At 57.9% G+C, this 25,480-nt stretch carries 20 protein-coding genes, 1 tRNA gene and 2 pseudogenes; 10 read left to right on the top strand and 13 right to left on the bottom strand.

The genetic code is table 11. The annotated features are described in order from the left end of the window. Together QOM08_RS17690 and QOM08_RS17685 are read right to left on the bottom strand one after the other, a co-directional pair. Positions 1-1,392, bottom strand: coding sequence for a GntP family permease (locus QOM08_RS17690; RefSeq protein ID WP_047227845.1), 1,392 nt, complete (start codon positions 1,390-1,392; stop codon positions 1-3). Positions 1,393-1,692: 300 nt separating this feature from the next. Continuing rightward, entirely contained in the window at positions 1,693-3,108 is a 1,416-nt protein-coding gene (locus QOM08_RS17685; RefSeq protein ID WP_139049660.1) for a sigma-54 interaction domain-containing protein, read from the bottom strand. Positions 3,109-3,330: 222 nt separating this feature from the next. Between QOM08_RS17685 and QOM08_RS17680 the strand changes: the two genes are divergently transcribed. Together QOM08_RS17680 and QOM08_RS17675 are read left to right on the top strand one after the other, a co-directional pair. Beyond that, the gene (locus QOM08_RS17680; RefSeq protein ID WP_139049661.1) at positions 3,331-3,546 is read left to right on the top strand and encodes a TIGR02450 family Trp-rich protein; all 216 of its coding nucleotides are present in this window, start codon (positions 3,331-3,333) and stop codon (positions 3,544-3,546) included. Between the two features lie 167 nt (positions 3,547-3,713). Beyond that, a complete protein-coding gene (locus QOM08_RS17675) occupies positions 3,714-5,048 on the top strand; it encodes a methyl-accepting chemotaxis protein (RefSeq protein WP_139049662.1) in 1,335 nt (444 codons plus the stop codon). Between the two features lie 12 nt (positions 5,049-5,060). On the opposite strand, the gene QOM08_RS17670 is transcribed toward QOM08_RS17675, so the two are convergent. From QOM08_RS17670 to QOM08_RS17645, 6 genes are all read right to left on the bottom strand, one after another. Next, entirely contained in the window at positions 5,061-6,635 is a 1,575-nt protein-coding gene (locus QOM08_RS17670; protein ID WP_139049663.1) for an ABC transporter ATP-binding protein, read from the bottom strand. A gap of 27 nt (positions 6,636-6,662) precedes the next feature. Then, positions 6,663-7,685, bottom strand: coding sequence for an ABC transporter permease (locus tag QOM08_RS17665; protein ID WP_047227850.1), 1,023 nt, complete (start codon positions 7,683-7,685; stop codon positions 6,663-6,665). Further along, complete coding sequence (locus QOM08_RS17660; RefSeq protein WP_047227851.1) at positions 7,685-8,743, bottom strand: microcin C ABC transporter permease YejB; 1,059 nt, start codon at positions 8,741-8,743, stop codon at positions 7,685-7,687. Before QOM08_RS17660 ends, QOM08_RS17665 begins: the two co-directional genes overlap by 1 nt. Further along, the gene (locus QOM08_RS17655; protein ID WP_316911917.1) at positions 8,743-10,611 is read right to left on the bottom strand and encodes an extracellular solute-binding protein; all 1,869 of its coding nucleotides are present in this window, start codon (positions 10,609-10,611) and stop codon (positions 8,743-8,745) included. Before QOM08_RS17655 ends, QOM08_RS17660 begins: the two co-directional genes overlap by 1 nt. Before the next feature lie 130 nt (positions 10,612-10,741). Then, the gene (locus tag QOM08_RS17650; RefSeq protein ID WP_007898306.1) at positions 10,742-11,023 is read right to left on the bottom strand and encodes a peptidylprolyl isomerase; all 282 of its coding nucleotides are present in this window, start codon (positions 11,021-11,023) and stop codon (positions 10,742-10,744) included. A 96-nt stretch (positions 11,024-11,119) separates the two neighbouring features. Beyond that, on the bottom strand, positions 11,120-11,998 hold the full coding sequence (locus QOM08_RS17645) for an esterase/lipase family protein (protein ID WP_047227853.1): 879 nt from the start codon (positions 11,996-11,998) through the stop codon (positions 11,120-11,122). A gap of 326 nt (positions 11,999-12,324) precedes the next feature. On the opposite strand from QOM08_RS17645, the gene QOM08_RS17640 reads away from it, so the two are divergent. Beyond that, on the top strand, positions 12,325-13,386 hold the full coding sequence (locus tag QOM08_RS17640; RefSeq protein WP_316911916.1) for a hypothetical protein: 1,062 nt from the start codon (positions 12,325-12,327) through the stop codon (positions 13,384-13,386). A gap of 31 nt (positions 13,387-13,417) precedes the next feature. Here the strand turns inward: QOM08_RS17640 and QOM08_RS17635 are convergent, their stop codons facing one another. Further along, positions 13,418-14,485 carry a 3-deoxy-7-phosphoheptulonate synthase gene (locus QOM08_RS17635; protein WP_316911915.1) on the bottom strand — a complete coding sequence of 356 codons (1,068 nt, stop codon included), beginning with the start codon at positions 14,483-14,485 and terminating at the stop codon, positions 13,418-13,420. A 692-nt stretch (positions 14,486-15,177) separates the two neighbouring features. Between QOM08_RS17635 and QOM08_RS17630 the strand changes: the two genes are divergently transcribed. The 6 genes and pseudogenes from QOM08_RS17630 to QOM08_RS17605 all read left to right on the top strand — a co-directional run. Continuing rightward, a complete protein-coding gene (locus tag QOM08_RS17630; protein ID WP_047227856.1) occupies positions 15,178-15,612 on the top strand; it encodes a GNAT family N-acetyltransferase in 435 nt (144 codons plus the stop codon). A gap of 127 nt (positions 15,613-15,739) precedes the next feature. Then, positions 15,740-16,381, top strand: coding sequence for a UvrY/SirA/GacA family response regulator transcription factor (gene uvrY / locus QOM08_RS17625; RefSeq protein WP_024781217.1), 642 nt, complete (start codon positions 15,740-15,742; stop codon positions 16,379-16,381). A 2-nt stretch (positions 16,382-16,383) separates the two neighbouring features. Beyond that, complete coding sequence (gene uvrC / locus QOM08_RS17620; protein ID WP_188251064.1) at positions 16,384-18,207, top strand: excinuclease ABC subunit UvrC; 1,824 nt, start codon at positions 16,384-16,386, stop codon at positions 18,205-18,207. Between the two features lie 32 nt (positions 18,208-18,239). Continuing rightward, the gene (gene pgsA / locus QOM08_RS17615; RefSeq protein WP_047227859.1) at positions 18,240-18,800 is read left to right on the top strand and encodes a CDP-diacylglycerol--glycerol-3-phosphate 3-phosphatidyltransferase; all 561 of its coding nucleotides are present in this window, start codon (positions 18,240-18,242) and stop codon (positions 18,798-18,800) included. A 63-nt stretch (positions 18,801-18,863) separates the two neighbouring features. Beyond that, positions 18,864-18,939 (top strand) — tRNA-Gly (locus QOM08_RS17610). 222 nt (positions 18,940-19,161) lie between these two features. Then, positions 19,162-19,368, top strand: a pseudogene (locus QOM08_RS17605) (Arm DNA-binding domain-containing protein); the annotation flags it as partial. Here the strand turns inward: QOM08_RS17605 and QOM08_RS17600 are convergent. The 4 genes from QOM08_RS17600 to QOM08_RS17585 all read right to left on the bottom strand — a co-directional run bounded on the left by QOM08_RS17600 (position 19,343) and on the right by QOM08_RS17585 (position 24,173). Then, on the bottom strand, positions 19,343-19,879 hold the full coding sequence (locus QOM08_RS17600; RefSeq protein WP_177345113.1) for a hypothetical protein: 537 nt from the start codon (positions 19,877-19,879) through the stop codon (positions 19,343-19,345). The pseudogene QOM08_RS17605 and the gene QOM08_RS17600 sit on opposite strands and share 26 nt — an antisense overlap. Positions 19,880-20,566: 687 nt before the next feature. Continuing rightward, positions 20,567-21,844 carry an O-acetylhomoserine aminocarboxypropyltransferase/cysteine synthase family protein gene (locus QOM08_RS17595; protein WP_039011311.1) on the bottom strand — a complete coding sequence of 426 codons (1,278 nt, stop codon included), beginning with the start codon at positions 21,842-21,844 and terminating at the stop codon, positions 20,567-20,569. Between the two features lie 1,085 nt (positions 21,845-22,929). Continuing rightward, a complete protein-coding gene (locus QOM08_RS17590; RefSeq protein WP_163854345.1) occupies positions 22,930-23,892 on the bottom strand; it encodes a GlxA family transcriptional regulator in 963 nt (320 codons plus the stop codon). Between the two features lie 167 nt (positions 23,893-24,059). After that, the gene (locus tag QOM08_RS17585) at positions 24,060-24,173 is read right to left on the bottom strand and encodes a LysR family transcriptional regulator (protein WP_145902449.1); all 114 of its coding nucleotides are present in this window, start codon (positions 24,171-24,173) and stop codon (positions 24,060-24,062) included. A gap of 541 nt (positions 24,174-24,714) precedes the next feature. Between QOM08_RS17585 and QOM08_RS17580 the strand changes: the two are divergent. Then, a pseudogene (locus QOM08_RS17580) lies at positions 24,715-24,966 on the top strand (IS66 family transposase); the annotation flags it as partial. Between the last annotated feature and the right edge of the window lie 514 nt (positions 24,967-25,480).

Below are 25,480 nucleotides of genomic sequence, written 5' to 3'. Positions count from 1 at the left end.
TCACACAATGCCAGTGGCGTAGAACACAGCGATCACGAAGAACACCGCGAGGGTCTTGATCAGCGTAATGCAGAAAATGTCTTTGTAGGCTTCACGGTGGGTCAGACCGGTCACCGCCAGCAGGGTGATCACCGCGCCGTTGTGGGGCAGGGTGTCCATGCCGCCGCTGGCCATGGACGCGACCCGGTGCAGCACTTCCAGAGGAATGTTGGCGGCGTTGGCGGCGCTGATGAACGTTTCGGACATCGCCGCCAGGGCGATGCTCATGCCGCCCGAGGCTGAACCGGTGATGCCCGCCAGCAGCGTCACGGTCACGGCTTCATTGACCAGTGGATTGGGGATGTTTTTGAGCCAGTCGGCCAGCACCAGAAAACCCGGCAAGGACGCGATGACCGCGCCAAAACCGTATTCCGAAGCGGTGTTCATTGCCGCCAGCAGCGCACCGCCCACCGCGCTCTTGCTGCCTTCGGCCAGCTTGCTGCGAATGGTGCTGAAGGCGAACAGCAGCACCAGGACAATGCCCACCAGCAACGCGGCCTGCACGGCCCAGATCGCGGTGAGCTTGGCGATGTCGCTGGTCACTGGTGTGGTCATGCCCGGCAGCGCCAGGCTGTGGGTCTTGCCATACCACTGCGGAATCCACTGGGTGAACAGCAGGTTCATGATCCCGACCGCCAACAGCGGCGAAATGGCGAGCCAGGGATTGGGCAGTTTGATGTCTTCGGCAGTCTCCGGCTCGTTGCGCAGTTCGGTGCCGTAGCCTTCGCCTAGGCGCTGGGCCTTGTTGCGCTGGCGTTGCAGGAACAGCATGCCGAAGCTGAACACGAAGATCGTGCCGATCACACCCAGCCAGGGCGCGGCCCAGGCGGTGGTGTTGAAGAAGGTGCTGGGGATGATGTTCTGGATCTGCGGCGTGCCGGGCAGAGCGTCCATGGTGAACGAGAACGCGCCAAGGGCAATGGTGGCCGGGATCAGCCGCTTGGGAATATTGCTCTGGCGGAACATCTCGGCGGCGAACGGATACACCGCGAACACCACGACGAACAGCGACACGCCGCCATAGGTCAGCAAGGCGCAGACCAGCACGATCACCAACATGGCCTGGCGCGTGCCCAGCAGGCGAATCGCCGCCGCGACGATAGAGCGGGAGAAACCCGACAGCTCGATCAGTTTGCCGAACACCGCGCCGAGCAGGAACACCGGGAAATACAGTTTGATGAAGCCGACCATCTTCTCCATGAACACCCCGGTGAAAGCAGGCGCGACGGCGGAAGGGTCAGTGAGCAGGACGGCGCCGAGGGCGGCGATGGGGGCAAAAAGGATAACGCTGTAGCCACGGTAGGCGGCCACCATCAGCAGCGTGAGGGCTGCCAAGGCAATGATCACACTCATGGTGTGTCTCCTGGATTGTTATTTTTGTGGTGAAGCGGTGGGGAGGGCTTTAGCGAGATTTGTGCCAGATATGTAATTTATTGAAATATAAGGAAATTATTGTTTTTGGTGGGGATGGTTCGAGGGTTTTGTCTCTTTTTTGAGATTTTCAGGGGCTGTGCTGGCCTCATCGTGAGCAGGCTCGCTCCCACAGGTTGACCGAGTTCGTCAGGAAAGTACGGCCACTGTGGGAGCGAGCCTGCTCACGATGAGCGCGAAGCGCTCAAAAGGAGCTGTCTATATCTAGAGATATGCGTCTCTTTATTGAGACTCGGCAATCCCCAGTGCCACCATTTTCTTATACAAGGTCGACCTCCCCAGCCCCAACCGCTCAGCCGCTTCAACTACCTTGCCGCCGCATTGCGCGAGAGTGGTTTCGATCAAGTGGCGGTCGAATCGTGCCCGGGCCTGGCTGAAGGTTTCTTGCGGCAGCGGTTCCTGATGTGGATTCAACGCCCGGGTGACCGGCGTGAAAGTCCCAATGGCCGCTCGAATATCGGCGGCAGTGAGCAGCAGGTCGTCGCTGAGCAGCGCGGTTCGTTCCAGCACATTGCGCAACTCCCGGATGTTGCCCGGCCAAGCGTGTTGCCCCAGCAGGTCGAGTGCGTCGCGGTCCAGTTCGTGCTGGCTGCGCAGTTCTTCGAGGATCGCCTCGCTCAGGGCCGGCAAATCATCCAGGCGTTCGCGCAGCGGCGGGACCTGGATCGGCAACACATTGAGGCGGTAATACAGGTCGGCGCGAAATTCTCCGCGTTTGATCGCCGCTTCCAGATCCATGGACGTGGCAGCGATGATCCGCACGTCGCTTTGCAGCACCTCGTTGGAGCCCACGGGTTCGTATTCTTTTTCCTGCAAGACCCGCAGCAGTTTGCTTTGCAGCGGCAGTGGCATGTCGCCGATTTCGTCCAGGAAGAGTGTGCCGCCCTGGGCGATCTGCAGCTTGCCGGCGCGGCCTTTGCGGTCGGCGCCGGTGAAGGCTCCCGGGGCGGTGCCGAAAAACTCGGCTTCCAGCAGGGCCTCCGGGATCGCCGCGCTGTTGATGCTGACGAACGCCTTGTGCGCCCTCGGCGAAGCACCGTGGATTGCCTGGGCCAGCAGTTCCTTGCCGGTCCCGGTTTCGCCGAGCAACAGCACCGGCGAATCGGCGCTGGCGCTGCGCCGGGCACGACGCTTGACCTCCAGGCTGGCGCTGCTGGTGCCGATGAAGTGGGCGAAGTTGTACCGAGTCTGCCGTGCCCGCAACAGCGAGCGGGTGGAGGCCAGTTCCTCCTGCATGCTCAGGTAGCGCTTGAGCATCGGCGACAGACTGCGCAATTCATCGAACAGGGCAAAACCGATGGCGCCGATCACCGCGCCCGCGCTGTCGTGGATCGGCAGGCGCATCACCACCAGCGGCTCCTTGGGCGTGTCCTGCATGTCCAACAGAATCGGTCGGCCAGTACGTACCACTTCGCGCAGCAGGCTGCTGGGGATCACGCTCTCGCACGCCCGGCCGATGGCTTCTTGCGCTGAGTTCAGGCCGAAGCGCCGGGCGTAGCGTTCGTTCATCCAGACGATGTTTGCGTCACGGTCGACAATCACCGTGCCTTCGCTGGACTGTTCGATGATCTCGAACAACGAACGGATCGCCAGCGTGCGCACGCGCTTGTAATCCTTGAGGCTTTCGGTGGGGTTCATCGGGCATTTCCAGAAGGTGGGATTTGCCGGCATCCTCCGATCAAAGGGGTTGCCAAAGAGCGGCATTATGCCGGGAGGGGCCGGCCGAGCACTACTTCGCCCGCATTCTTTGCCGTGGCATATCAATGGCAAGCCCTAAGCCTTAGTGGATCTGCTCAGTGGTGGGCAGTCTGATAAACTTGTACAGTTTTCACTAATATGTACATTTTTCTGAGAGCGCTCATGAATAAATTCAACCCTCGCAAGCTGCAGCTCTCCAAATGGACGGCCTGTGCGCCGACTGATCGGGAAAAGCATTTTCTCGTCACCAAGCTGCTCTGTGATGAGGAGGGGATACCCATTCAGATTGAGCTTGAGGCTGTATACAGCGCTCGTGTGACGTTGCTCGACTGGCGCGAGTTGCGCGACAGCAAGCATTGGAAAATGGGCTGGTGCTGAATGTCTTGGGCTGTGCCATAGAGATCCGTATGACTTCTGATAATTATACATAATCATAAAGTTGTACAAGTTTTCCTGCGATAGTGGCTTAATGCAGCTATCTAGCGATGGCATCTCTGCCTTCGTGTGGCTACAGCCACGCATTCACGCCTCCGGGAGCGCCACCCATGTTCATTCGTACTCGCAAGCATCAGGACGCCTTGCACGAAATCCAGGCCAGGCAGGCTTTTCTCGAAGCCGAACGGACGGCCTTGCAGCAATGCATGGCGATCATCGAGTTCACCCCGACGGGCGAGGTGCTCGACGTCAGCCCGGCTTTTTTGAAAATGATGGGGTATTCACTCAGCGAAACCCTCGGTCAGCATCATTCGATGTTTTGTGAGCCTGCCTATTCACGCAGCGCCGAGTGCTCAGCGTTATGGCGGCAGTTGGGGCAGGGCTCTTCTGCCGACAGCCAATTCCTGCATTTGCGGCGTGATGGAAGCTGGTTGTGGGTGCAAGCAAACTACGTTCCTGTGCTGGATCACCATGCAAAGGTGCAGCGCATCATCTTGATCGTTCGCGATATCAACGAGCGGGTGTTGCGCGCCCAGGCCGAAACCAGCTTCATGCAAGCGATCGACCGCTCCATGGCGGTTATCGAATTTGATCTGAGCGGTCAGGTCGTGAATGCCAACGAGAATTTCATGAACGTCATGGGGTACCGCCTGCAAGAAATTCGGGGCCAGCATCACCGGATTTTCTGCAAACCCAGCGAGGTCCAGAGTGAGGCTTATCGTGGCTTCTGGGCCGGGCTCAATCGCGGTGAATACAGGACCGGCCTTTTCGAGCGCGTCGACAATCGAGGCGCGACTGTCTGGCTGCAGGCTACCTACAACCCTCTCTACGATGCACGGGGGCGCTTGTATGGCGTGGTCAAGTTCGCCACTGACAGCACTCGCGAAGTCGAGCAGCGCCAAAGTGAATCAAAAGCGGCCGGACTTGCTTTCGAGACGTCCCGGCAGACCGATGAGCAAACCCGGCTCGGCACGTGTGTGGTTCAGCAAACCGTTACGGTTGTGCAAAGTATCGCCGATGAGCTTCAGCAGGTGTCAGCCGGGATAGGTGCCCTTAGCGCGCAGTCAGAGGAAATCGGCAGCATCGTCGATGCCATCCGGGGCATTGCCGAACAGACCAATCTGCTTGCCCTCAATGCCGCCATCGAAGCGGCTCGCGCCGGGGAGCAGGGACGCGGCTTCGCGGTGGTGGCCGATGAGGTGCGCAATCTGGCGCGACGTACAAGTCAGTCAACCGTGGCCATTACTCAGGTCGTCGCCAAGAACCGTGAATTGGCCAGGCAAGCGGTGAGCAGCATGCAATCGAGCACGCTCAAGGCAGAGCAGGGGGTGAAACTGGCTAACCAGGCCGGCACTGTCATTCTGGATATTCATCGAGGCGCGCAGCAGGTGGTGGAGGTGATGGGTGAATTCGCTCAAGCGCTGGATCAACGACGTGGTGCCTGAGCGAGCCCGGGATTACTGCGGTTGAGCCGCCGCCAACAGCTCCTTGGTGTAGGGATGCTGGGGCGAGTCGAACACCTCATGGCTGGCGCCGTGCTCCACCACTTTACCGTCCTTGATCACGATCATGTCGTGGGCCAGGGCGCGGACCACTGCCAGATCATGGCTGATGAACAGGTAAGTCAGGCCATGCTTTTCCTGAAGCTGGCGGAGCAGGGCGACCACTTGCTTTTGCACGGTGCGGTCCAGGGCTGAGGTCGGTTCGTCCAGCAGAATCAGGGCCGGCTTGAGCACCAATGCCCGGGCGATGGCGATGCGTTGGCGCTGGCCACCGGAGAATTCGTGGGGGTAGCGGTGGCGGCTCTGCGGGTCGAGGCCGACTTCCTGCAGCGCCTGGATCACCTGCGCTTCACACTGCTCGGAACTGGACGAGCTGTGGACCTCAAGGCCTTCACTGATGATCTGCTGCACCGACATGCGAGGGCTGAGGCTGCCGAACGGGTCCTGGAACACCACCTGCATCTGCTTGCGCCACGGTCGCAGGTCTTTCTGCGACAGATGATCGAGGGCTTGTCCCTGGAAGTGGATGCTGCCTTCGGATTCGATCAATCGCAGGATCGCCTGGCCGAGGGTGGATTTGCCGGAACCGGATTCACCGACGATGCCCAGGGTCTTGCCGCGCTGGATCGTCAAGCTGATGCCGTCCACGGCGCGCAGGTATTCCTTGCGCCGGAACAGCCCGCCGCCCAGGGCAAAGCTGACGCGCAGATCCTGCACTTGCAAGACGTCTTCGCGTTCGTCACGGGGCAGGGCTTCGCCTTCCGGTTCGGCGTGCAGCAACTCGCAGCTGTAGGGATGCTTCGGCGCGCTGAAGAGCGTTTCGCACGGCGCCTGTTCGACGATTTCCCCGGCCTTCATCACGCACACCCGTTGCGCGATGCTGCGCACCAGGTTCAGGTCGTGGCTGATCAGCAGCAGTGACATGCCGAGTCGTTGCTGCAGGGACTTGAGCAGCAGCAGAATCTTGCGCTGCACCGTCACGTCGAGCGCGGTGGTCGGTTCGTCGGCAATCAACAGTTCCGGTTCGCAGGCCAGGGCCATGGCAATCATCACCCGCTGTCGTTGGCCGCCGGAGAGTTGATGCGGGTAGGCCTTGAGGCGTTCGGTGGGTTTCTGGATGCCCACCAGGGCCAGCAACTCCAGAATGCGCTGGCGCGCGGCCTTGCCGCCCAGGCCCTTGTGCAGCATGAGGGTTTCGCCAATCTGCTTTTCGACGCTGTGCAGCGGGTTCAGCGAGGTCATGGGCTCCTGGAAGATCATCGCGATCCGGTCCCCGCGCAGTTCGCGCAGGACCCTGGCCTCGGCGTCCACCAGTTCCTGGCCGCGATAGCGAATGCTGCCGGTGGTACGGCTGCCGGTTTGCGGCAGCAGTTGCAGGATCGAATGGGCCGTTACCGACTTGCCGGAGCCTGACTCGCCCACCAGGGCCAGGCATTCACCGGGGCGGATATCCAGGCACAGGTTGCGCACCACGGTTTGGTCGTTGAAGGCCACGCTCAAGTCGCGGATTTCGATCAGGTTGTCGCTCATCTCAGGGTTCCGCTTCATGGCCGTGGATCAGGATCGGGGGTCGAATGCATCGCGCAACGCCTCGCCAATGAACACCAGCAGAGAAAGAATCAGCGCCAGGGTGAAGAACGCCGTCAGGCCCAGCCACGGCGCTTGCAGGTTCTGTTTGCCCTGGCCGATCAACTCGCCCAGCGACGCGCTGCCCGCCGGCATGCCGAAGCCGAGGAAGTCCAGGGCGGTGAGGGTGGAAATCGCCCCGGTGAGGATGAACGGCAGATAACTCAGGGTGGCGTTCATCGCGTTGGGCAGGATATGCCGCACAATCACCTTGCGGTCGGACAGGCCCAGGGCTCTGGCGGCTTTGACGTATTCAAGGTTGCGTCCGCGCAGGAACTCGGCGCGCACCACATCCACCAGGGCCAGCCAGGAAAACAGTGCCATGATTCCCAGCAGCCACCAGAAATTCGGCTCGACAAAGCCGGACAGAATGATCAGCAGATAGAGCACCGGCAGCCCGGACCAGACTTCCAGCAGGCGTTGCCCCAGCAGGTCCACCCAGCCGCCGTAATACCCCTGCAAGGCACCGGCGCTGATACCGATCAGCGCGCTGATGGCCGTCAGGGCCAGGGCGAACAGAATCGACACCCGTGCCCCGAAGATCACCCGGGCCAGCACGTCCCGGGCCTGATCATCGGTGCCCAGCCAGTTCACCGACGAGGGCGGGCTTGGGGTCGGCTGGTTCAGGTCGTAGTTGGGTGTGTCGTCGCTGAACGGGATCGGCGGGAACAACAGCCAGCCGCCGTCCTTGTGGATCAGATCCTGCACGTAGCTGCTGCGGTAATCGGCCTGGAACGGCAACTGCCCGCCAAACTCCTGTTCGGTGTAGCGCTTGAACACTGGGAAATACAGCGACCCCTGGTAACTCACCAGCAACGGCTTGTCGTTGGCGATCAATTCGCCGCCCAGGGTCAGCATGAACAGGCCGATGAACAGCCACAGCGACCACCAACCCCGGCGATTCTTCTTGAAACGCTCAAAACGCCGGCGGCCCAAGGGTGACAACTTGAACATCAGGCGTTCCTCGCGGCGAAGTCGATACGCGGGTCCACCAGGGTGTAGCACAGGTCGCCGATGAGTTTGATCAGCAAGCCGAACAGCGTGAAGATGAACAGCGAACCGAACACCACCGGATAGTCCCGGGACACCGCGGCTTCATAGCTCATGCGTCCCAGGCCATCGAGGGAGAAGATCACCTCGATCAGCAAGGAGCCGGCGAAAAACACGCTGATGAACGCCTGGGGAATCCCTGACACCACCAGCAGCATCGCATTGCGGAACACATGGCCATACAGCACGCGTCGTTCGCTCATACCCTTGGCTCGCGCGGTGACCACGTACTGGCGGGTGATTTCGTTGAGGAACGAGTTCTTGGTCAGGATCGTCAAGGTGGCGAAACCGCCAATCACCAGCGAAGTGACCGGCAGGACTAGGTGCCAGAAATAATCGGTGATCTTGCCCAGTGTCGACAGCGACTCGAAGTTGTCAGACACCAGCCCGCGCACCGGAAACCAGTTCAACGACGTGCCGCCGGCAAACATCACGATCAGGAACATGGCGAACAGAAATGCCGGCATGGCGTAGCCGATGATGATCGCCGTGCTGCTCCACACATCGAAGGCCGAGCCATGGCGCACCGCCTTGCGGATGCCCAGGGGAATCGACACCAGGTAGGTGATCAGCGTGGCCCAGAGCCCGAGGGAAATGGTCACCGGCATCTTCTCCAGGATCAGGTCGGTCACCGTGGCGCCGCGAAAGAAACTCTTGCCGAAGTCCAGTCGGGCGTAGCTGCTGAGCATCAACCACAAACGCTCATGGGCCGGTTTGTCGAAGCCGTATTGTTTTTCGATGTCCTTGATCAGCTGTGGATCGAGGCCGCGACTGGCTCGCGAACTGCCGGTCATGGCAGTGCCCGAACTGCCGACGCTGGCGCCGCCGATGCCTTGCAGTTGGGCGATGGCCTGTTCCACCGGCCCGCCCGGAGCGGCCTGCACGATGACGAAGTTCACCAACAGGATGATGACCAGCGTCGGAATGATCAGCAGCAAGCGCCGCGCGATATAGGCCCACATCAATGCCGCCCTCCAGGGGAGCCGCGTTTGAGGCGTTCGGCGGCCATTTGCTCGTTGGTCAGCGGTGTGGTGCTCATTTCCCACCAGCTCTCGATGGCTTCGTCATTGCTGGCCTGCACTTTGGGTCTGCCAAAGCGGTTCCACCAGACGGTCGAACTGCCCGGCGGGTAGTAGTTGGGGATCCAGTAGTAATTCCATTGCAGCACCCGGTCGAGGGCGTGGGCATGGCGGAGCATGTCGCGCTGGGTGGTGGCTTTGACCAGCCCGTCGATCAGGGCATCGACGGCCGGATTCTGCAAGGCCATGTAATTGTTGGCGCCCGGATCGTTGGCCGCCGCCGAGCCGAAATAGTTGTAGAGCTCCATGCCCGGCGAAGTGCTGACGGGATAGCCGGTGATGATCATGTCGTAGTCGCGACTCATCAGGCGATTGACGTATTGGGAGGCGTCGATGCGCCGGATGCTCATGTCGATGCCGATCTGTGCCAGGGTGCGCTTGTAGGGCAGCAACAGCCGGTCGAGGCCGTTCTGGCTGATCAGGAACGTGAAGCTCAGCGCTTCCCCCTCGGCATTGACCAGGCGGTCGCCGTCGGGTTTCCAGCCGGCCTGTTGCAGCAGCGCCAGGGCTTGCAGTTGTTTGTCACGGATCACGCCGCTGCCGTCGGTTTTCGGTGCGTGGAAGACCTGGCTGAAGACTTCCTCTGGGACTTTGCCGCGCAACGGCTCGAGAATCGCCAGTTCGTCGGCATCGGGCAGTTGCCGGGCGGCCAGGTCGGTGTTGGAGAAAAAACTCTGCTGGCGCACATAGAGGTTGCGCATCATCTGGCGGTTGCTCCACTCGAAATCCCAGAGCATGGCCAGGGCTTGGCGGACACGCCGATCCTGGAACTGCGGTTTTTGCAGGTTGAACACGAAGCCTTGGGCCGTTTGGGGAGCCTCGGTGGCCAGGTGGGCCTTTTGCAGGCGACCGTCATGCAGGGCCGGGCTGTCATAGCCGATGGAATAACCGGTGGCGGAGAACTCGCGATTGTAGTCATAAGCGCCGCCACGCAAGACCTGCCGCGCCACATCGGTATCGCCGAAATACTCGATGCTGAAATGGTCGAAATTGTAGAGCCCGCGACTGACCGGCAGGTCCTTGCCCCACCAGTCGGGGTTGCGCTCGAAGGTGATGCTGCGTCCCGAGTCGATCCGGCCCACCCGATAGGGGCCACTGCCCAGCGGGGCTTCGTAGCCACCTCCACTGGCAAAGTCGCGGGTTTTCCACCAGTGCTCGGGAAAGACCGGCAGTGTGGCGATGTCCAGAGGCAGGGTACGGTTTTCGTTGTTCTTGAAGTCGAAGCGAACGGTGCGCTCGGATTCCACTTCGACGCCTTTGACGGCGGCGAACTGGGTGCGATACCGCAGGCTGCCCTGGGTCATCAACAGCTCGAAGGTGTAGCGCACGTCTTCGGCGGTGATGAGCTTGCCATCGGCAAACCGGGCCTTGGGATTGAGGTAGAAGCGCAAGGACAGGCCATCGTCGGCGCGTTCCATCTTCTGCGCCACCAGGCCATAGACGGTGTAGGGCTCGTCCAGCGAGCGCTGAGCGAGCGGCGAATACAGCATTCCGTCGATCTGGCTGACGCCGATGCCTTTGTCGATGTAGGGCAGGACGTGGTCGAAATGGCCGATCTCGATGGCCGAGCGGCGCATGGTGCCGCCTTTGGGGGCCTGGGGATTGGTATAGGCGAAGTGGCTGAAGCCCTGGGGGTACTTGGCCGGTTCGCCATACACCGTCAGGGCATGTTGCGGTGTGGCATCCACACCGGCGGCACCTGTCAGCAGGACCACGGCAGTGAACAGCAGTGAAGGGAACGCCAGTCGCATTGTCAGCCTTAAAGCCGGGTGATAGATGACCACGATTTGTACGCGAGCTACGCCTTGATCGCTAGCCCCTTGGCCTGACACAAACACAACGGCCCACCGAAGGGCGGGCCGTTATGTCGATAAGCCGGGATCAGTCCTGGCGGCTGGTCACTTCCAGCAGGTGATAGCCGAACTGGGTCTTGACCGGACCCTGCACCACATTGATCGGGGCGCTGAATACCACGGTGTCGAATTCCTTGACCATCTGGCCTGGACCGAACGAACCCAGATCGCCGCCCTGACGGCTGGACGGGCACGAGGAGTTGGCTTTGGCAACTTCAGCGAAATCGGCGCCGGCTTCGATCTGAGCCTTGAGTTCGTTGCACTTCTCTTCGCTGGAAACCAGGATGTGGCGGGCAGTGGCTTTGGCCATGGGTAAAATTCCTTTCAATAGCTTTAAAGGTGTTGAGCCTACCGGAATCACTGACCGGTTGTTGTCAAAAATGCGTCAAAACCTTGAGTCTGTCGATCAAAGGCCGGCTTTGCGCAGGCGTTCGGCGTGGCGCACGTAAAGCTCCACCGGGTCTGTACCCTTGCGGCTGCAACCGGCTGTCTGGTTGATGGCGTCCATGTGGTCCAGTGGATAGTCAGAGCGAATGACCTTGCCCAGGTGCGAGCTGAAGCGTCCCACCAGGCCGTCGTTCTGCCCGGCTTCGGTGATGAAATACTCGGAAAAGGCCCGGCAGAAACCCTGCAGTGGGTCCATCGCATTGCACGCTCCGTTCTCGGAGTCCGGCAACGTGCCGCTCCATGAGTAGTAGCGCACCCCGTTGACCCTTTGTGCTCCGTTGCCGCCCCAGTGTTTGGGCAGGCCTTGGGGGTATTTGTCATTGAACGCGCCTACGCCTTCGGTGGTCAGCGCCGCCAGTGCTGCGATGGCCGCGTGTGGCAGTTGCGCCTGGCCGCCCAGCAGCGAGATGAAGTCAGCAAAAAGCGTGGCGACTTTATCCGCCACATGCTCTGGCAGGCGCCCCGGGGTCAGGGCTTTGTAGAGGAAATCAATCAGTTCGGAGCCATGATTCGGGCCGCTGACCGAGGTCACCGAGGCCACCCTGTCGGGGGCAACAGCGCCGGCGTATCGGGCGGCCAGCGCGCCCTGGCTGTGACCGATCAGGTTGACCCTGGTGGCGCCGGTGCCGCTCAGGATCCGATCGATCTGTGCCAGCAGTTGTTCACCACGGGCTTCATTGGAATGTGTCGCTGACAAATAGGGGATGAACACCCGGGCACCGGCGGCGCGTAATGCCTGTTTGATCCCGTGGAAGAGTTCGAAGCCGCCGACCCTGTCAAACCCGAACAACCCATGGACCAGCAGGATGGGAAATTGAGTGGTTGCATTCCGTTGCATGTTCGTACCTTTTTCGAAGAGGTTCCTGTTGAATTCGCGACGTCACTCTAATGCAGGCTTGTGCTGGACGGTGTAGGAAGAAACCGCAGTGCTCTGCTGAAAACGGAATAGAAGAAGTGGGAAGGGTCGGACTGGAGCCGGACGGATCTGAGCGTATCGGGATACTTCCGATTGCCCTTGGCGCTTGCGGCTACAACTTCACCGGCACCAGGCCACTCCCGTGGTCGTCTTGTCTGACTGTGGGTTTGGGACGGTCGAGGTTTAATGGCTTCATCGGGTGCCGCGATATGAACGCGGTGCCTTTATCCAAGGACTGGAGCCTATGTATGACCACTTACCCATCTGCCCCGCGAGCCCGGCTCGCACCCCTGACGAAATTGCCGGTCCCGTTTCTGGCAGCGGCCACGGCAGGGGTGATCAACCCCGCTTGGCGCAAGGTCGTCATCACCGTCAAGCCATATCCAATGATGACGTGCGGAGATGAGGTGCTGCTGTTCTGGCACGGACTCAATTCAGACGCCGAACCCTATCGGCATGAAGTGCGAAGGTTCATCACTGAGCGACATGTGGGGCGAGATGTCGTTTTTGTTGTGCGCGAGCCGCATATCGCCGAGCTGGACGGCGGCTCGCTGGAGATCAGCTACCAAGTGACGAGCAAACGGCTGCCGGCCACGCTGGTCTCCCAGCCTTTGCAACTGGATATCGGCGATGTTTCCTTGCAACTGCCGGCCGCCGTTGCCAACGATGCCGTGGGCGGCAGCCTGGACCCGGCGCGGGTGCCCGAAGGAACGTGCGTGACCATCAAACCCTATTCCAGAATGGCCGTCGGCGACCGGTTGATCCTGATTGCCAGCAACGACTCCAAGGCCGTTTGGCGCGATGTGCTGGATATCGAGGCTCATGCCGTCGGCCGCGAGGTAGCGTTCTGGATCGATCATTCGCTGATTGCCCCTCATGAGGGTCAAAGCCTGAGCCTGACCTATGTCGTCCGGCGCGGACATTCGGTGCGTCGCGCCGAGCCCCTGTCGTTGCACCTGGGGCCTTTGCGACGTCCTGCTCTGAAAGCGCCGCGGATTGCGGGATTGAACGCGGGCGGGCTGGATGTCGACGGGTTACAGGAAGGGGTGAGTGTCGTCATCGACGATGCCGGGCTTGAGGCTGGCGAGCTGGTCTGGCTGCAGTGCAACGGCAGTTACGCGCATGTCGCCGAGCGCGAAATCACCGCGGCGACGGCAGGTCAAGCGCTGACCTTTGTAGTGCCTGCGGCGTTCTGGCAGGACCAGCGCGGCAGGTCGGTGCACTTGTTTTATCAGGTCGAGCGCCTGGACGATGTGAGCCAGCATTCGGAGTGGGTCACCGTCCAGGTTCGTTCCGCGGCGAAAAGCTAAGCGCCCTCGCTGGGGAGGGCGCTTTCAGGATTCAGGCCGACACCAGTTGACGATGGGCCTGACTCAGCAGTTGCTCGGTGGATGCCCAACCCAGGCAACCATCGGTCACCGATACGCCGTAACGCAGCGACGGGCCCAACGATTGGCAACCTTCGAACAGGTGGCTTTCCAGCATCATGCCGATGAGGGAGTGGTTTCCTTGCAGGCGCTGTTCCAGGACATCGTTGAACACCTGAGGCTGGCGCAACGGATCTTTGCCGCTGTTGGCGTGGCTGCAATCCACCATGATCCGGGCCGGTATTTTCAGGCGGGTCAGGTCATTGTGTATCTGTGTGACGCTCTGGCGGTCATAGTTCGGCCCGCGATGGCCGCCGCGCAGCACCAGATGAGTGTCGGGGTTGCCCTGGGTCTGGATGATCGCCGGATGCCCCTGGCTGTCGACGCCGAAATGCCGATGAGGATGGGCTGCCGAGCGCATGGCATCGCAGGCGATGCCAACACCGCCGTCTGTGCCGTTCTTGAAACCGACCGGCATGCCCAGGCCGCTGGCCATTTCCCGGTGGATCTGCGATTCGGTGGTACGCGCGCCGATGGCGACCCAACTGAGCAGGTCATCGAAGTAGTTGGCGGCCATGGGTTGCAGCAGTTCGGTGGCCACAGGCAGGCCCAACTGGAGCATTTCGCGCATCAGTTCCCGGGACAGCGTCAGGCCTGCGGCCATGTCGTCGCAGCCATCCAGGCCGGGGTCGTAAGCCAGGCCTTTCCAGCCTACCGTCGTGCGGGGTTTTTCCACGTAGGCGCGCATCACCAGCAGCATGCTGTCGCTGACTTCATGGGCTACGCGCGCCAGGTTGGCAGCGTATTCGAGGGCCGATTTCGGGTCGTGGATGGAGCAGGGGCCGACAATGACCAGCAGGCGGGAGTCCTCACCGTCGAGGATCGCGCGGATTGCCTGACGATGGGCATTGACCTGTTGGCTCAGCGCCGAGCTGAGGGGCAATTGTTGCTTGAGCTGCAATGAGCTGGGCAGACGCAGGGTCAGGGCTTCATTGGCGGGGTTGAGCGTGGACAGCGGCAAAGCAGAGACGGACGAATTCATGATCTGGTTTCCTGGGCGGGCAGCGGGTTCATTCCCGCGCGCCGGCCCTATTGGGGTGTTCGACAATTGGCCGTATTGGCCCGCAACTGAGGCTTGCCACCGGTAGGTGACCGATCGGAGGCGGCAGGCTGTCCCGAGCGGTGGCTGGTAAATCGCCAGGCGGAAAAACTGTCGTAACGGTAATAAGTGGCGTAGTTCATGGCTCAATCCTCAAGTTTGTCTGGTGTCGCAAAAATGTGTGGGGCTGAAAAAACAAAACCCCCGGTCGGGAGGCCGACCGGGGGTTAGAAAACTCTGGAAGGCGACCCGTTTAAATTGGGCGCCGGTTGGGTATCAGGCGCGCCAGTGGCTAAACCAATACCCAAAATAAAAGCTGACCGGAGTCTGAACACTGTTCGCCCAGGCAGCCGCAACCGAGCGCTGGGCGCTGGCGGTTTGAAGCGATGCGAGTGCGTTGAACATGGTCTGTCTCCGATGAATGAACCTGAGCTTACTAGAGCAGGGTGGGCCGGTTCAATCAGAAAATTCTATCGTGGGTATGTGATTGTTCATCCTGGCTTGAGTCCGGCGGGCTTTATGACAAACTTTGGGTTTGCACCTTCTCTCGATCTGGCTTTCGGCCTGAGCGAGTTGTGATGCCCGACGGTTATCGGGCCCAGTCGTATGGGTGACCATTCTTTGAAGAGGTACACATGAGTTTCCAGTGGCGTGCGGCAACGGCCGAGGACATCGCCTTTGCCCGGCAACTGACGTGCATCAACATGCTTCCCTATTACTTGCACCATGATTTGTTATGGCAGGACGAAGCATTCGATCTGGCCTGGATCATTCGTCAGAACTGGATCATCTGCCGCGAGGGGCAAGCGTTGGGTTTTGTCAGCCTGAGTCGTGATGCCCGGGCGTTGTATATCCGGGAGCTACAGATTGCCGAGGCGTTTCGGGGGCAGGGCGCCGGCACCTGGGCGATCGGTCAGGTTTGGGACATGGTGATGCAGGAGCGTCGCCCGGCGTTACGCTTGACGGTTTTCAAGAACAATCCGGCCAGGGTGCTCTACGAGCGCATGGGGCTGCAGGTGGTCGGCGAGGATGAATGTTTCCTGAGGATGGAGCGGGCCGCCAGGGCTTGAGGCCTCGGATTGCGTGCCTGTGAAAGACGCGCTGTAACTTTTATATGTCCCTTTGCGCTAGGTCTGCCGGATGGTTTTTGCTAAGGTGTTGGGCAACCCAAATAAGACCAAATCGTGAGGTGTCTGCTTGATTAGGGTGTTAGTGGTCGACGACCATGATCTCGTCCGTACGGGCATTACACGAATGCTGGCTGATATCGACGGTCTGCAGGTGGTTGGTCAGGCTGAATCCGGGGAAGAGTCCCTTATCAAGGCGCGTGAACTGAAACCCGACGTGGTACTGATGGACGTCAAGATGCCAGGCATCGGCGGTCTTGAAGCCACGCGTAAACTGCTGCGCAGCCACCCGGACATCAAGGTGGTCGCGGTGACCGTGTGTGAAGAAGATCCGTTCCCGACCCGGTTGTTGCAGGCGGGTGCTGCGGGTTACCTCACCAAGGGCGCCGGCTTGAACGAGATGGTCCAGGCCATTCGCCTGGTATTTGCCGGTCAGCGTTACATCAGCCCGCAAATTGCCCAGCAGCTGGCAATCAAGTCGTTCCAGCCGACCAATGAATCGCCCTTCGATGCGCTGTCGGAGCGGGAAATCCAGATTGCCCTGATGATTGTCGGTTGCCAAAAGGTGCAGATCATCTCCGATAAGCTGTGCTTGTCGCCTAAAACCGTCAACACCTACCGTTACCGAATCTTCGAGAAGCTGTCGATCAGCAGCGATGTCGAGTTGACGCTGCTGGCGGTGCGCCACGGCATGGTCGATGCCAGCGCCTGATAATGACTGAACTGTTTGATCCAAGTGCTTTTCTGTCCACATGCAGCGGTCGCCCAGGCGTCTATCGCATGTTCGACAGCGATGCGCGTCTGCTTTACGTCGGTAAGGCCAAGAACCTCAAGAAGCGTCTGGCCAGCTACTTTCGTAAAACCGGCCTCGCGCCAAAGACCGCCGCCCTGGTGGGGCGCATCGCGCAAGTCGAAACCACCATCACCGCCAATGAAACCGAGGCCTTGCTGCTCGAGCAGACGCTGATCAAGGAATGGCGGCCGCCGTACAATATTCTGCTGCGTGACGATAAGTCCTACCCGTACGTGTTCCTGTCCGACGGGGCATTTCCGCGCCTGAGCATTCACCGCGGGGCCAAGAAGGCCAAAGGCCGGTATTTCGGCCCTTACCCCAGCGCCGGGGCGATCCGTGAAAGCCTGAGTCTGCTGCAGAAGACCTTCTTCGTTCGCCAATGCGAAGACAGCTATTACAAGAACCGTACCCGACCATGCCTGCAATATCAGATCAAACGCTGCAAAGCGCCTTGCGTCGGGTTCGTCGAACCCCAGGTCTACGCCGAAGACGTGCGCCACTCGGTGATGTTTCTTGAAGGTCGCAGCAATGCGTTGACCGACGAACTGTCGGCGGCGATGGAGGACGCGGCGGTCAATCTTGAGTTTGAGCGGGCTGCCGAGCTGCGTGACCAGATCGGGCTGCTGCGCCGCGTGCAGGATCAGCAGAGCATGGAAGGTGGCAGCGGCGACGTTGACGTGATCGCCGCGTTCATCAACCCGGGTGGCGCCTGCGTTCACCTGATCAGCGTGCGCGGCGGTCGGGTGCTGGGTAGCAAGAACTTCTTTCCCCAGGTGGGTATCGAGGAAGACGTGGCCGAAGTCATGGCGGCGTTTTTGGGCCAGTACTACATCAGCAGCCCGGAGCGCGACCTGCCTGCCGAGTTGATCGTCAATGTGGTCCACGAAGACTTCCCAGCCCTGGTCGAGGCCATTGACAAGCTTCGCGGTCGCGAACTGAGCATCAGTCATCGCGTGCGTGGCACCCGAGCGCGCTGGCAGCAACTGGCCGTGACCAACGCCGAACAGGCCCTTGGCGCACGCTTGGCCAACCGCCAGCATGTGGCGGCACGGTTCGATGCCTTGGCCGACGTCCTTAACCTGGACGAGCCGCCGCAGCGGCTGGAGTGCTACGACATCAGTCACTCCAGTGGCGAAGCGACCGTGGCATCTTGTGTGGTGTTTGGTCCGGAGGGCCCGATCAAGTCCGATTACCGGCGCTACAACATTGAAGGTGTTACCCCGGGCGATGATTACGCGGCGATGCATCAGGCGCTGATGCGCCGGTTCGGCAAGCTCAAGGACGGGGAGGGCAAGCTGCCGGACATCCTGCTGGTGGACGGCGGCAAAGGCCAGCTGTCCATGGCTCGCGACGTATTGAACGAGCTGATGGTCCCCGACCTGATCCTGCTGGGCGTGGCCAAGGGCGCCACCCGCAAGGCTGGCTTCGAGACCCTGTACCTGAACGATGCGGCCCATGAGTTCACCCTGAAAGGGGACTCGCCGGCGTTGCACCTGATCCAGCAGATCCGCGACGAAGCACACCGTTTCGCCATTACCGGACACCGTGCCCGCCGGGGTAAGACCCGTCGTACATCGACGCTGGAAGGCGTCGCAGGGGTTGGCCCGACGCGACGTCGCGATCTATTGAAACATTTTGGTGGATTGCAGGAGCTGTCTCGTGCCAGCATCGAAGAGATAGCCAAAGCTCCCGGTATCAGTAAAAAGCTCGCTGAGTCGATTTATGCAAGCCTGCATAGCGAGTAGAATGCCCGTCAACCTCGCAGCCAGTTGTGCCGATGAATATCCCAAATCTGATTACCGTACTTCGCGTCCTGCTCATCCCGATCTTCATTTTGCTGTTCTATTTGCCGTACCACTGGAGCTATGTGGCCTCCGCCTCGGTCTTTGCCTTCGCCGCCGCCACCGACTGGCTGGACGGCTACCTGGCCCGACGCCTGGAGCAGAGCACGCCTTTCGGCGCCTTCCTGGACCCTGTGGCCGACAAGCTGATGGTCGCGGTCGCCCTGGTACTGCTGGTGCAGGAGCACGGCAACCTCTGGCTGACCCTGCCGGCAGCGGTGATCATCGGCCGCGAGATCGTCGTATCGGCACTGCGCGAATGGATGGCCGAACTGGGCGCCCGTGCCCAAGTGGCGGTATCGAACCTGGGCAAATGGAAAACCGCCGCGCAAATGCTGGCGCTGGTGATCCTGCTGGGCAACCCGGCCAACTTCAATTTCTGGGTGCTGTTGGGCTATGCACTGCTGCTGATCTCCGCAGGCCTGACATTGTGGTCGATGGTTCAGTACCTGCGCGCCGCCTGGCCGCATCTGCGCACTGACGTAGACCCGAAATAAAAGTTTTTTGAATCAAAGGGTTGACGGCGTAATCTGAATCTATAGAATGCGCCACACCAAGACGCGGGAATAGCTCAGTTGGTAGAGCACGACCTTGCCAAGGTCGGGGTCGCGAGTTCGAGTCTCGTTTCCCGCTCCAAATATTGCGCTACAGAGTTCCACTGAATTCTGTAAGTGATTGAAATCAGGGCCTTTAGGCCCTTTTTTCGTTCCAGCGGGAACCACCGAAATCCAGCACTATCCGGTGCGTGTAAGTCCAGAATTGAGTCCAGGATTCTGACGAGCACTGAATCGGTTTAATGCTGGAGCAGATTGTGTAGCGAGATGAGCATCTGGCCCTGACTCTGTTCAGGAGCTAGCGATGGCACTCTCAGAAATGACAGTTCGGCATGCCCGAATCACCGGTAACGACTACACCCTCGGCGACAGTGATGGTCTCACACTCAATGTGACGGCCAGCGGCGGAAAAGTCTGGCTCTTCCGCTACTACTGGGCAGGCAAGCAGAAGCGCATGTCCTTGGGTTGTTACCCACAAATCTCCCTCAAAGAAGCGCGTACACGACGTGACAGTGATGTATGTTCTTTCTTTCTAGTCCAATGGCTTCTAGATCGCTAAGTAATTGCTCATGAGCTGCCTCCAAAGCCTTTAGTTTTACTTGCAATGCTTCTCGATCCGCTTGCAATTCTAAGTATGTTTCAATGCTAATGCCATTTTTTTGATGGAGGGGCTCCCCAAAGAGAAACTCTGGTCGTTGATCAGGATAATATCGCGACATCCAACATTTTAGATCAGTGTGACGGACGGTTATGTGGTCGTAATTAACGGGCGTGCCAATGGCCACCGGTACGCCGAAACATCCATAAGCGAGCTCCCCATGTTGAATGGCATCGAGAATTTTTTCCGTGTTTACATGCAGGCAGGGCCACTGCGGGAAATTAGTTTTGAGCCTGCTTGGACAGTGCTGAGCCACTTCGAGTATTTCTCTTTCATAGGTGGTCAAGTTGCACCAGCGCAAGGCTGCATCAACGGGTCTGTAAAAGAGTTTTGCATAAAGGTTACAGCTTTGGTTTGCGTACATAACGAATCACTCCATTGAGATTTTTTGCTCCTTAGCTTGCAAGTGAACGTATAGTTATTTGGTGTGCTGCGAATCCCGAGTCTTAAAGAGAGGGGGTTGTCGCCACGGTTGAGATATATGATGATCGTTTCGTAATGGTGTATTTATATTTTGTATGATTATAGAAGAGGTGATTTATTGGTGTGTTTGTGGGAGTGTTGTTCGTCGTGTGAGTTCTCTTGAGCTTGGCAGAAAAAAACAGGGGGTTGAGGTCCGCGGCGTTGACGGGGTTGCAAGTTTTAAACCGCGAGGTTATTTTTTTGTATAATGTTCTTATGGGTCAGATTTATCTGATATTATTATCAATAGATGCAATTTATAAAATAAAATTTCTATTTTTATCATGATGCTACGTTCGCTTCTCGCAAAAATGTCAAATTTTTGATTTTTTACGCCATATTGGACTTCGGGCTCGCCATTATTAGGATTGGGTCGATGGTATCAGAGGAGGGCGACGGCGCCAGGTGCCCGAACTGTTTCTCCGGGACTTGGCGACGTTCGCGAAAAATTTAGAACAGTGAATATACGGCGATTGTAGTCAAGCAAAGGGCATCACCACACAGTACATCTGCGGCTTCGCAGAACCTATGGCCGCCTACTGAATGAGCAATGCGGATAGGATATAACGCCCTAGCCGACCTTCTCGCCTCACATTTGAGACGAGCCCAGCGCCTGGCTCAGATCGTCGATAAGGTCTTCAATCGCCTCGATGCCTACCGACAGACGAATCATTTCGGGCTTCACGCCAGCCTTTGCTTGTTCCTGCTGGTTCATTTGCCGATGGGTAGTGGAAGCCGGATGGCAGGCAAGAGACTTGGCGTCACCGATGTTGACCAGTCGCTTGAAGATTTGCAGAGCATCATAGAAGCGCACGCCTGCGTCATAGCCGCCCTTCAAACCAAACGATAGGATCGCCGACGGTTTACCCTGCATGTATTTTTGTGCCAGTGCGTGATGAGGATGGTCCGGGAGACCGGCGTAGCTGACCCATTCCACTTCAGCATGGCTCTGCAGGAATTGCGCAACTTTCAGGGCGTTGTCGGTGTGACGCTCCATGCGCAGCGCGAGCGTTTCCAGGCCTTGCAGCAGCAGGAACGCGTTCATGGGTGCCAGTGCCGCGCCGGTGTTGCGCAATGGCACTGTGCGCGCGCGCGCGATGAAGGCGGCGGGCCCGAACTTCTCGGTATAAATCACGTCATGGTACGCCGGCTCGGGCTGGTTGAGGCTGGGGAATTTTTCCGGGTATTGGGTCCAAGGAAAATTGCCGCTGTCGATGATCACACCGCCCAGGGAGTTGCCGTGTCCGCCGACGTACTTGGTCACGGAATGCACAACGATATCGGCCCCAAACTGAATCGGCTTGCAGAGGATAGGCGTAGCCACCGTGTTGTCGACCATCAGCGGTACGCCGCGGGTGTGAGCAGCTTTAGCCAGGGCTTCGAGATCAATGATGTTACCCGCCGGGTTGCCGATGCTTTCGCAGTACACCAGTTTGGTGTTGTCGTCGATCAGTTCGGCGATAGCCTCGGCAGAGTCATCTCGGGCAAAACGCACCTTCACGCCAAAGCTTGGCAACAGGTGGGCGAAGAGAGTGTAGGTGCCACCATAGAGTTGTGGGGTAGTGACGATATTGTCACCTGCGCGGGTTAACGTTTGGATCGCATAATGGATTGCCGCGCTGCCGGCCGATACGGCCAGCCCTGCCACGCCACCTTCGAGGGCGGCAATCCTTTGTTCCAGCACATCATTGGTGGGGTTCATGATTCTGGTGTAAATGTTGCCCGGCACGTCCAGGTTGAAAAGGTCGGCACCGTGTTGGGCGTTATCGAATTCGAAGGCAACATTCTGATAGATAGGCACTGCGACAGCCTTGGTAGTCGGGTCTGACTTGAAGCCATGGTGCAGCGCGATGGTGGCGTCTTTCATGATTGGTTTTGATCCCTTTAAATTATTCCGGATTTTGCGGCACGAAGATTTTGTCGAAGTCCATTATGCCGATCTTCGAGCTCTGTGACCTGGTAAGTCCAAATTTGCCGAGGGGGGTTGCCCCCCAAACGCTGCGCGCAGAATATATGTGAAGGCGTTCCGCCATTACTGGTGATCACGCGTTCGCGACATGACATTAAACGCAGATCAGACAGCAAGCAATCTCCAGACGCGACCCTATTATCGAAGAAGGGCCGCAAGATGGCGAACCTAATAGCCAATTTCAGTGCTATCAAGTCGTCATCATGACTTTGCCGGAAGGTGCCGATGGGTTGGTTTCTGCGAATGTTTAAGGATCGTCTTGGATTCATGCGTGAGTGCATATCAAATCTGGGGCCACGTACGACCCGTGAGTACAGGCGCAATTCGGAAGGCTTTGGATTTTGTTTTGTGACATTGCCTTCTCAGAGCCCCGGAGCAGTCTTACCCTTCAGTGCTAAAGGTTTTTTCAAAGTAAAGTTTCGAACATCTGGAGGCTAATAATGTTAGAAGGGACTGCAATGATTCAGAGGAAAAGTGATTATGCATTGAGGCTGCGTCAATCCAGGTGAATTTTATGATCCAGACGTTGAGGTTTGTACTTTGTGTGAGAGCGTACTCAACGCATTGTGGCGAAACCCTTTTAATATTTTTTAGTAAGGATAAGATCTCCATGTGCAGGTTGTTATCCATTTTTGCTTGCAGCTCGATTGTATTGATTGCCAGTTTGGACATGGGCGAAGTCTCTGACGCTGAACATGAAGGGGGGTATTCAAGCGTGTTAACTATACGGGGTAGATGCTGAGTTTTATCTCCAAGTCTTAGTCCCTGTCACCCTGAAAGGCTATTTTGAGGTGGGATTAATTTAAAGAAGATTTATCATGAGAAAATGACAAAATATTGATCATGTCCGCCAGATTTTGGTGAATATCGCTTCAAGGCGATCAAGCCATTTAGCTTTTTGCTGTTCATAGGTGAGATGACGCTCAGGATTGGGGAAGGCGTTTTTGCCAAAAAACATCGCTGCGTTGTGGGCGTTGGCAATGTTATTTGGTCGATTTGAAGCGTGCGCGATGCTCCTTGGGGGTGATGCCAAAATTCTTCACAAACCTTCTGATGAGGGTTGATTCACTGCCCAGCCCGCAGCGCTGGGCGATGGTTTTGAGTGGGTTATTTGAATTTGTAAGCATATCGCGGGCCGCGTCTAGTCGGAGCAGTTCCACCATTTTGCTTGGTGATTTTTCCATTGATTCCGAGTATTTACGTACGAAGGTTCTTTCGCTCATGTTCATGAAGTTTGCGAGCACTGGTACTGTTAAGTCGGTGCTTAGGTTTTCATTAATCCATGCATGCAAATCTGAGAACTGACTGCTCTTCGATTGCAAGGTTAGGGAAGAGCTGAATTGATTCTGATCTCCAGGGCGTTTGAGAAACATTACCAGGTGTCGAGCAACCTCCAGCGCAACGGAGTGTCCCAAATCTTTCTCGACGATCGATAATGCTAGATCAATTCCTGATGTAACACCTGCTGATGTCCATATGTGCTCATCATTAATAAATATTGGGCCTCGTTTAATTATTATTGATGGAAAGTTTCTCTCCAGTTCGTCGTACGCCGACCAGTGAGTGGTTGCTCTTCGTCCGTCAAGTTTTCCGGCACAGGCTAGTGCGAATATGCCAGTGCAAACAGAAATCAGGCGCTCGGCTTTGTCTGCATGGTTTATAAAGTGCGTGACAAATTTCGGGTCTTTACAGAAATCATGTATGCCTGGTCCACCGGGTATAATTAAGGTGTGTGGCGAAGAGGTTTCTGCTTGCAGAATTTCAGTGTTTATTGAGAAATTTGAGCATATCTCAGTGGTTGGATTTAACGCTAAAATAGAAATCGTATACGGTTGGTGATCGGCGCGGGAGAAGCGGTTGGCTGCCGTGAACACGTCGAGAGGCCCCGCCAAGTCAAGCAAACTTATGTTCGGGTAGGTGATGAACTGTATGGATTTAGGGCGCATAAACAGCTACTCCAAGAGGCAACGTCTGGACACGTTTACTGACGACTTACTGAGTAATTTTGAGTACTAGACCGTCCCCTCGCAATAGATATCTATACATCTTTTCGAAAAATCGTCATGAGCTTTTGATGGACGGATCTGCCTGAGCGCTAAAACAAGGAGTTGACCTACCTTGAATGCAGATTGAGAAGTTGCTGCCCGGCGGCGATAGGTGTGACATTTAGCTCGGCAACGGCTGCAGAAAAGCTTCGACATCGTGCTACGGCTTGGAGAGTTCGCAACGCATAAGGTCCTGGGGATTACACCGCATTGCTAGTCGGTGCGGCTTGGCAGGGCGTCATTACTTAGGGAAAGAGAGATCATTGTAACGAGCAGCGGCTGAGTCGCAGGTGTGGGCTCACCTATAAGCTCGTACCCGACCTCTCTGATACCGAAGCAGCTTGACCTCAACCGTTAGGTTTCATGGTCTGATCAAAGCTCTTTGGCCTCTACTTCCTTCGTTTCAGCGATGTGCCTCATCGCTTGCCAACCATGCGTACCGCCGCCGCCAGCGCGAAGGGCTGTTGCTACCATAATTACCTCAGCTACATCTTGTTTCGATGCTCCAGCACTCACAGCGAGCAACAACACGGAGGCGCCGGGCTGGAAGGTGGCTTCGACGACTCGGCGTTTAAAGTCGAGCGGGAAGTTGGGGCGGCGACCGGTTCGACGAGCTGGGGCAACTGTATTCAAGATAGTATCCACTAAAAAATGGTGTCCCCTATCTTGGCTAATTTAGAGGGCTGTCAGGATAGAGTGTTGGGCGGACGGTTCCGAGACATGGCCCACGCACGGCGCAAGTTCTTCGATCTGCATATGACCAATCAGAGCCGGGTGGCCGCTGAGGCCTTGCGAGGGATCGCCGAGCTTTACGAGATTAAAGGGCGCGGCCGGGGAACTCGACACAAAACATCAGCAACAACTGCGCGGTCAAAAAACAGAACCCAAGTGGCAATCGCTGTACGACGTTGCTGTCGATTCGCCAATGCACTCGGACGTCAGGGACAGTGCCGCACGATTGTGTATGAAGGTTGAATATCTCCCTGGCAGCCGATTGTATTGGCTCTGTCGCCCCTGCTTTTCATGAGATGGTTAGCCTGCTGAACAAACCTATCTTGGCGTACTGCCGGACTGGGAACCGCTCAAACAAGCTGTTCGAGCAGTGTATCGTGGGCGAATGGCCCAGGCTTTCCCAATACTCCTGCTTTCATATTTTGGATGAAAGTCGATTGGCATCAGATGTCAACGATTCTGTCATCCACTGACAAGCCGCGGGCTTCGTCACTGATTACTTTGCTTGCTAGGAGGCTCGGGTTGCGAGGTAGGAGATCTCTGCCAAATCCAGGCCTAACAAGCAGATCGAAAAAGAACGGCATCAGAGAAGTCGCGTTGATGGCTACAGTCAGAACTGAGCTATTTCCTGCCCGGGCGGCTATGACGGTCATTCTTATGACTAGTAGCCCCCAATTAAGAGCTTGCACATTGCATTGAGTCCTGCGCGTTGCTCGGCAATCAGTAGCGGCTTGAGCTGGTACTCGGCGAAAGCACG

Origin of the sequence: Pseudomonas sp. P105 (assembly GCF_032614175.1) — a bacterium.
Lineage (GTDB): Bacteria > Pseudomonadota > Gammaproteobacteria > Pseudomonadales > Pseudomonadaceae > Aquipseudomonas > Aquipseudomonas rhizophila.
This window is presented reverse-complemented; position numbering and strand designations above follow the sequence as displayed.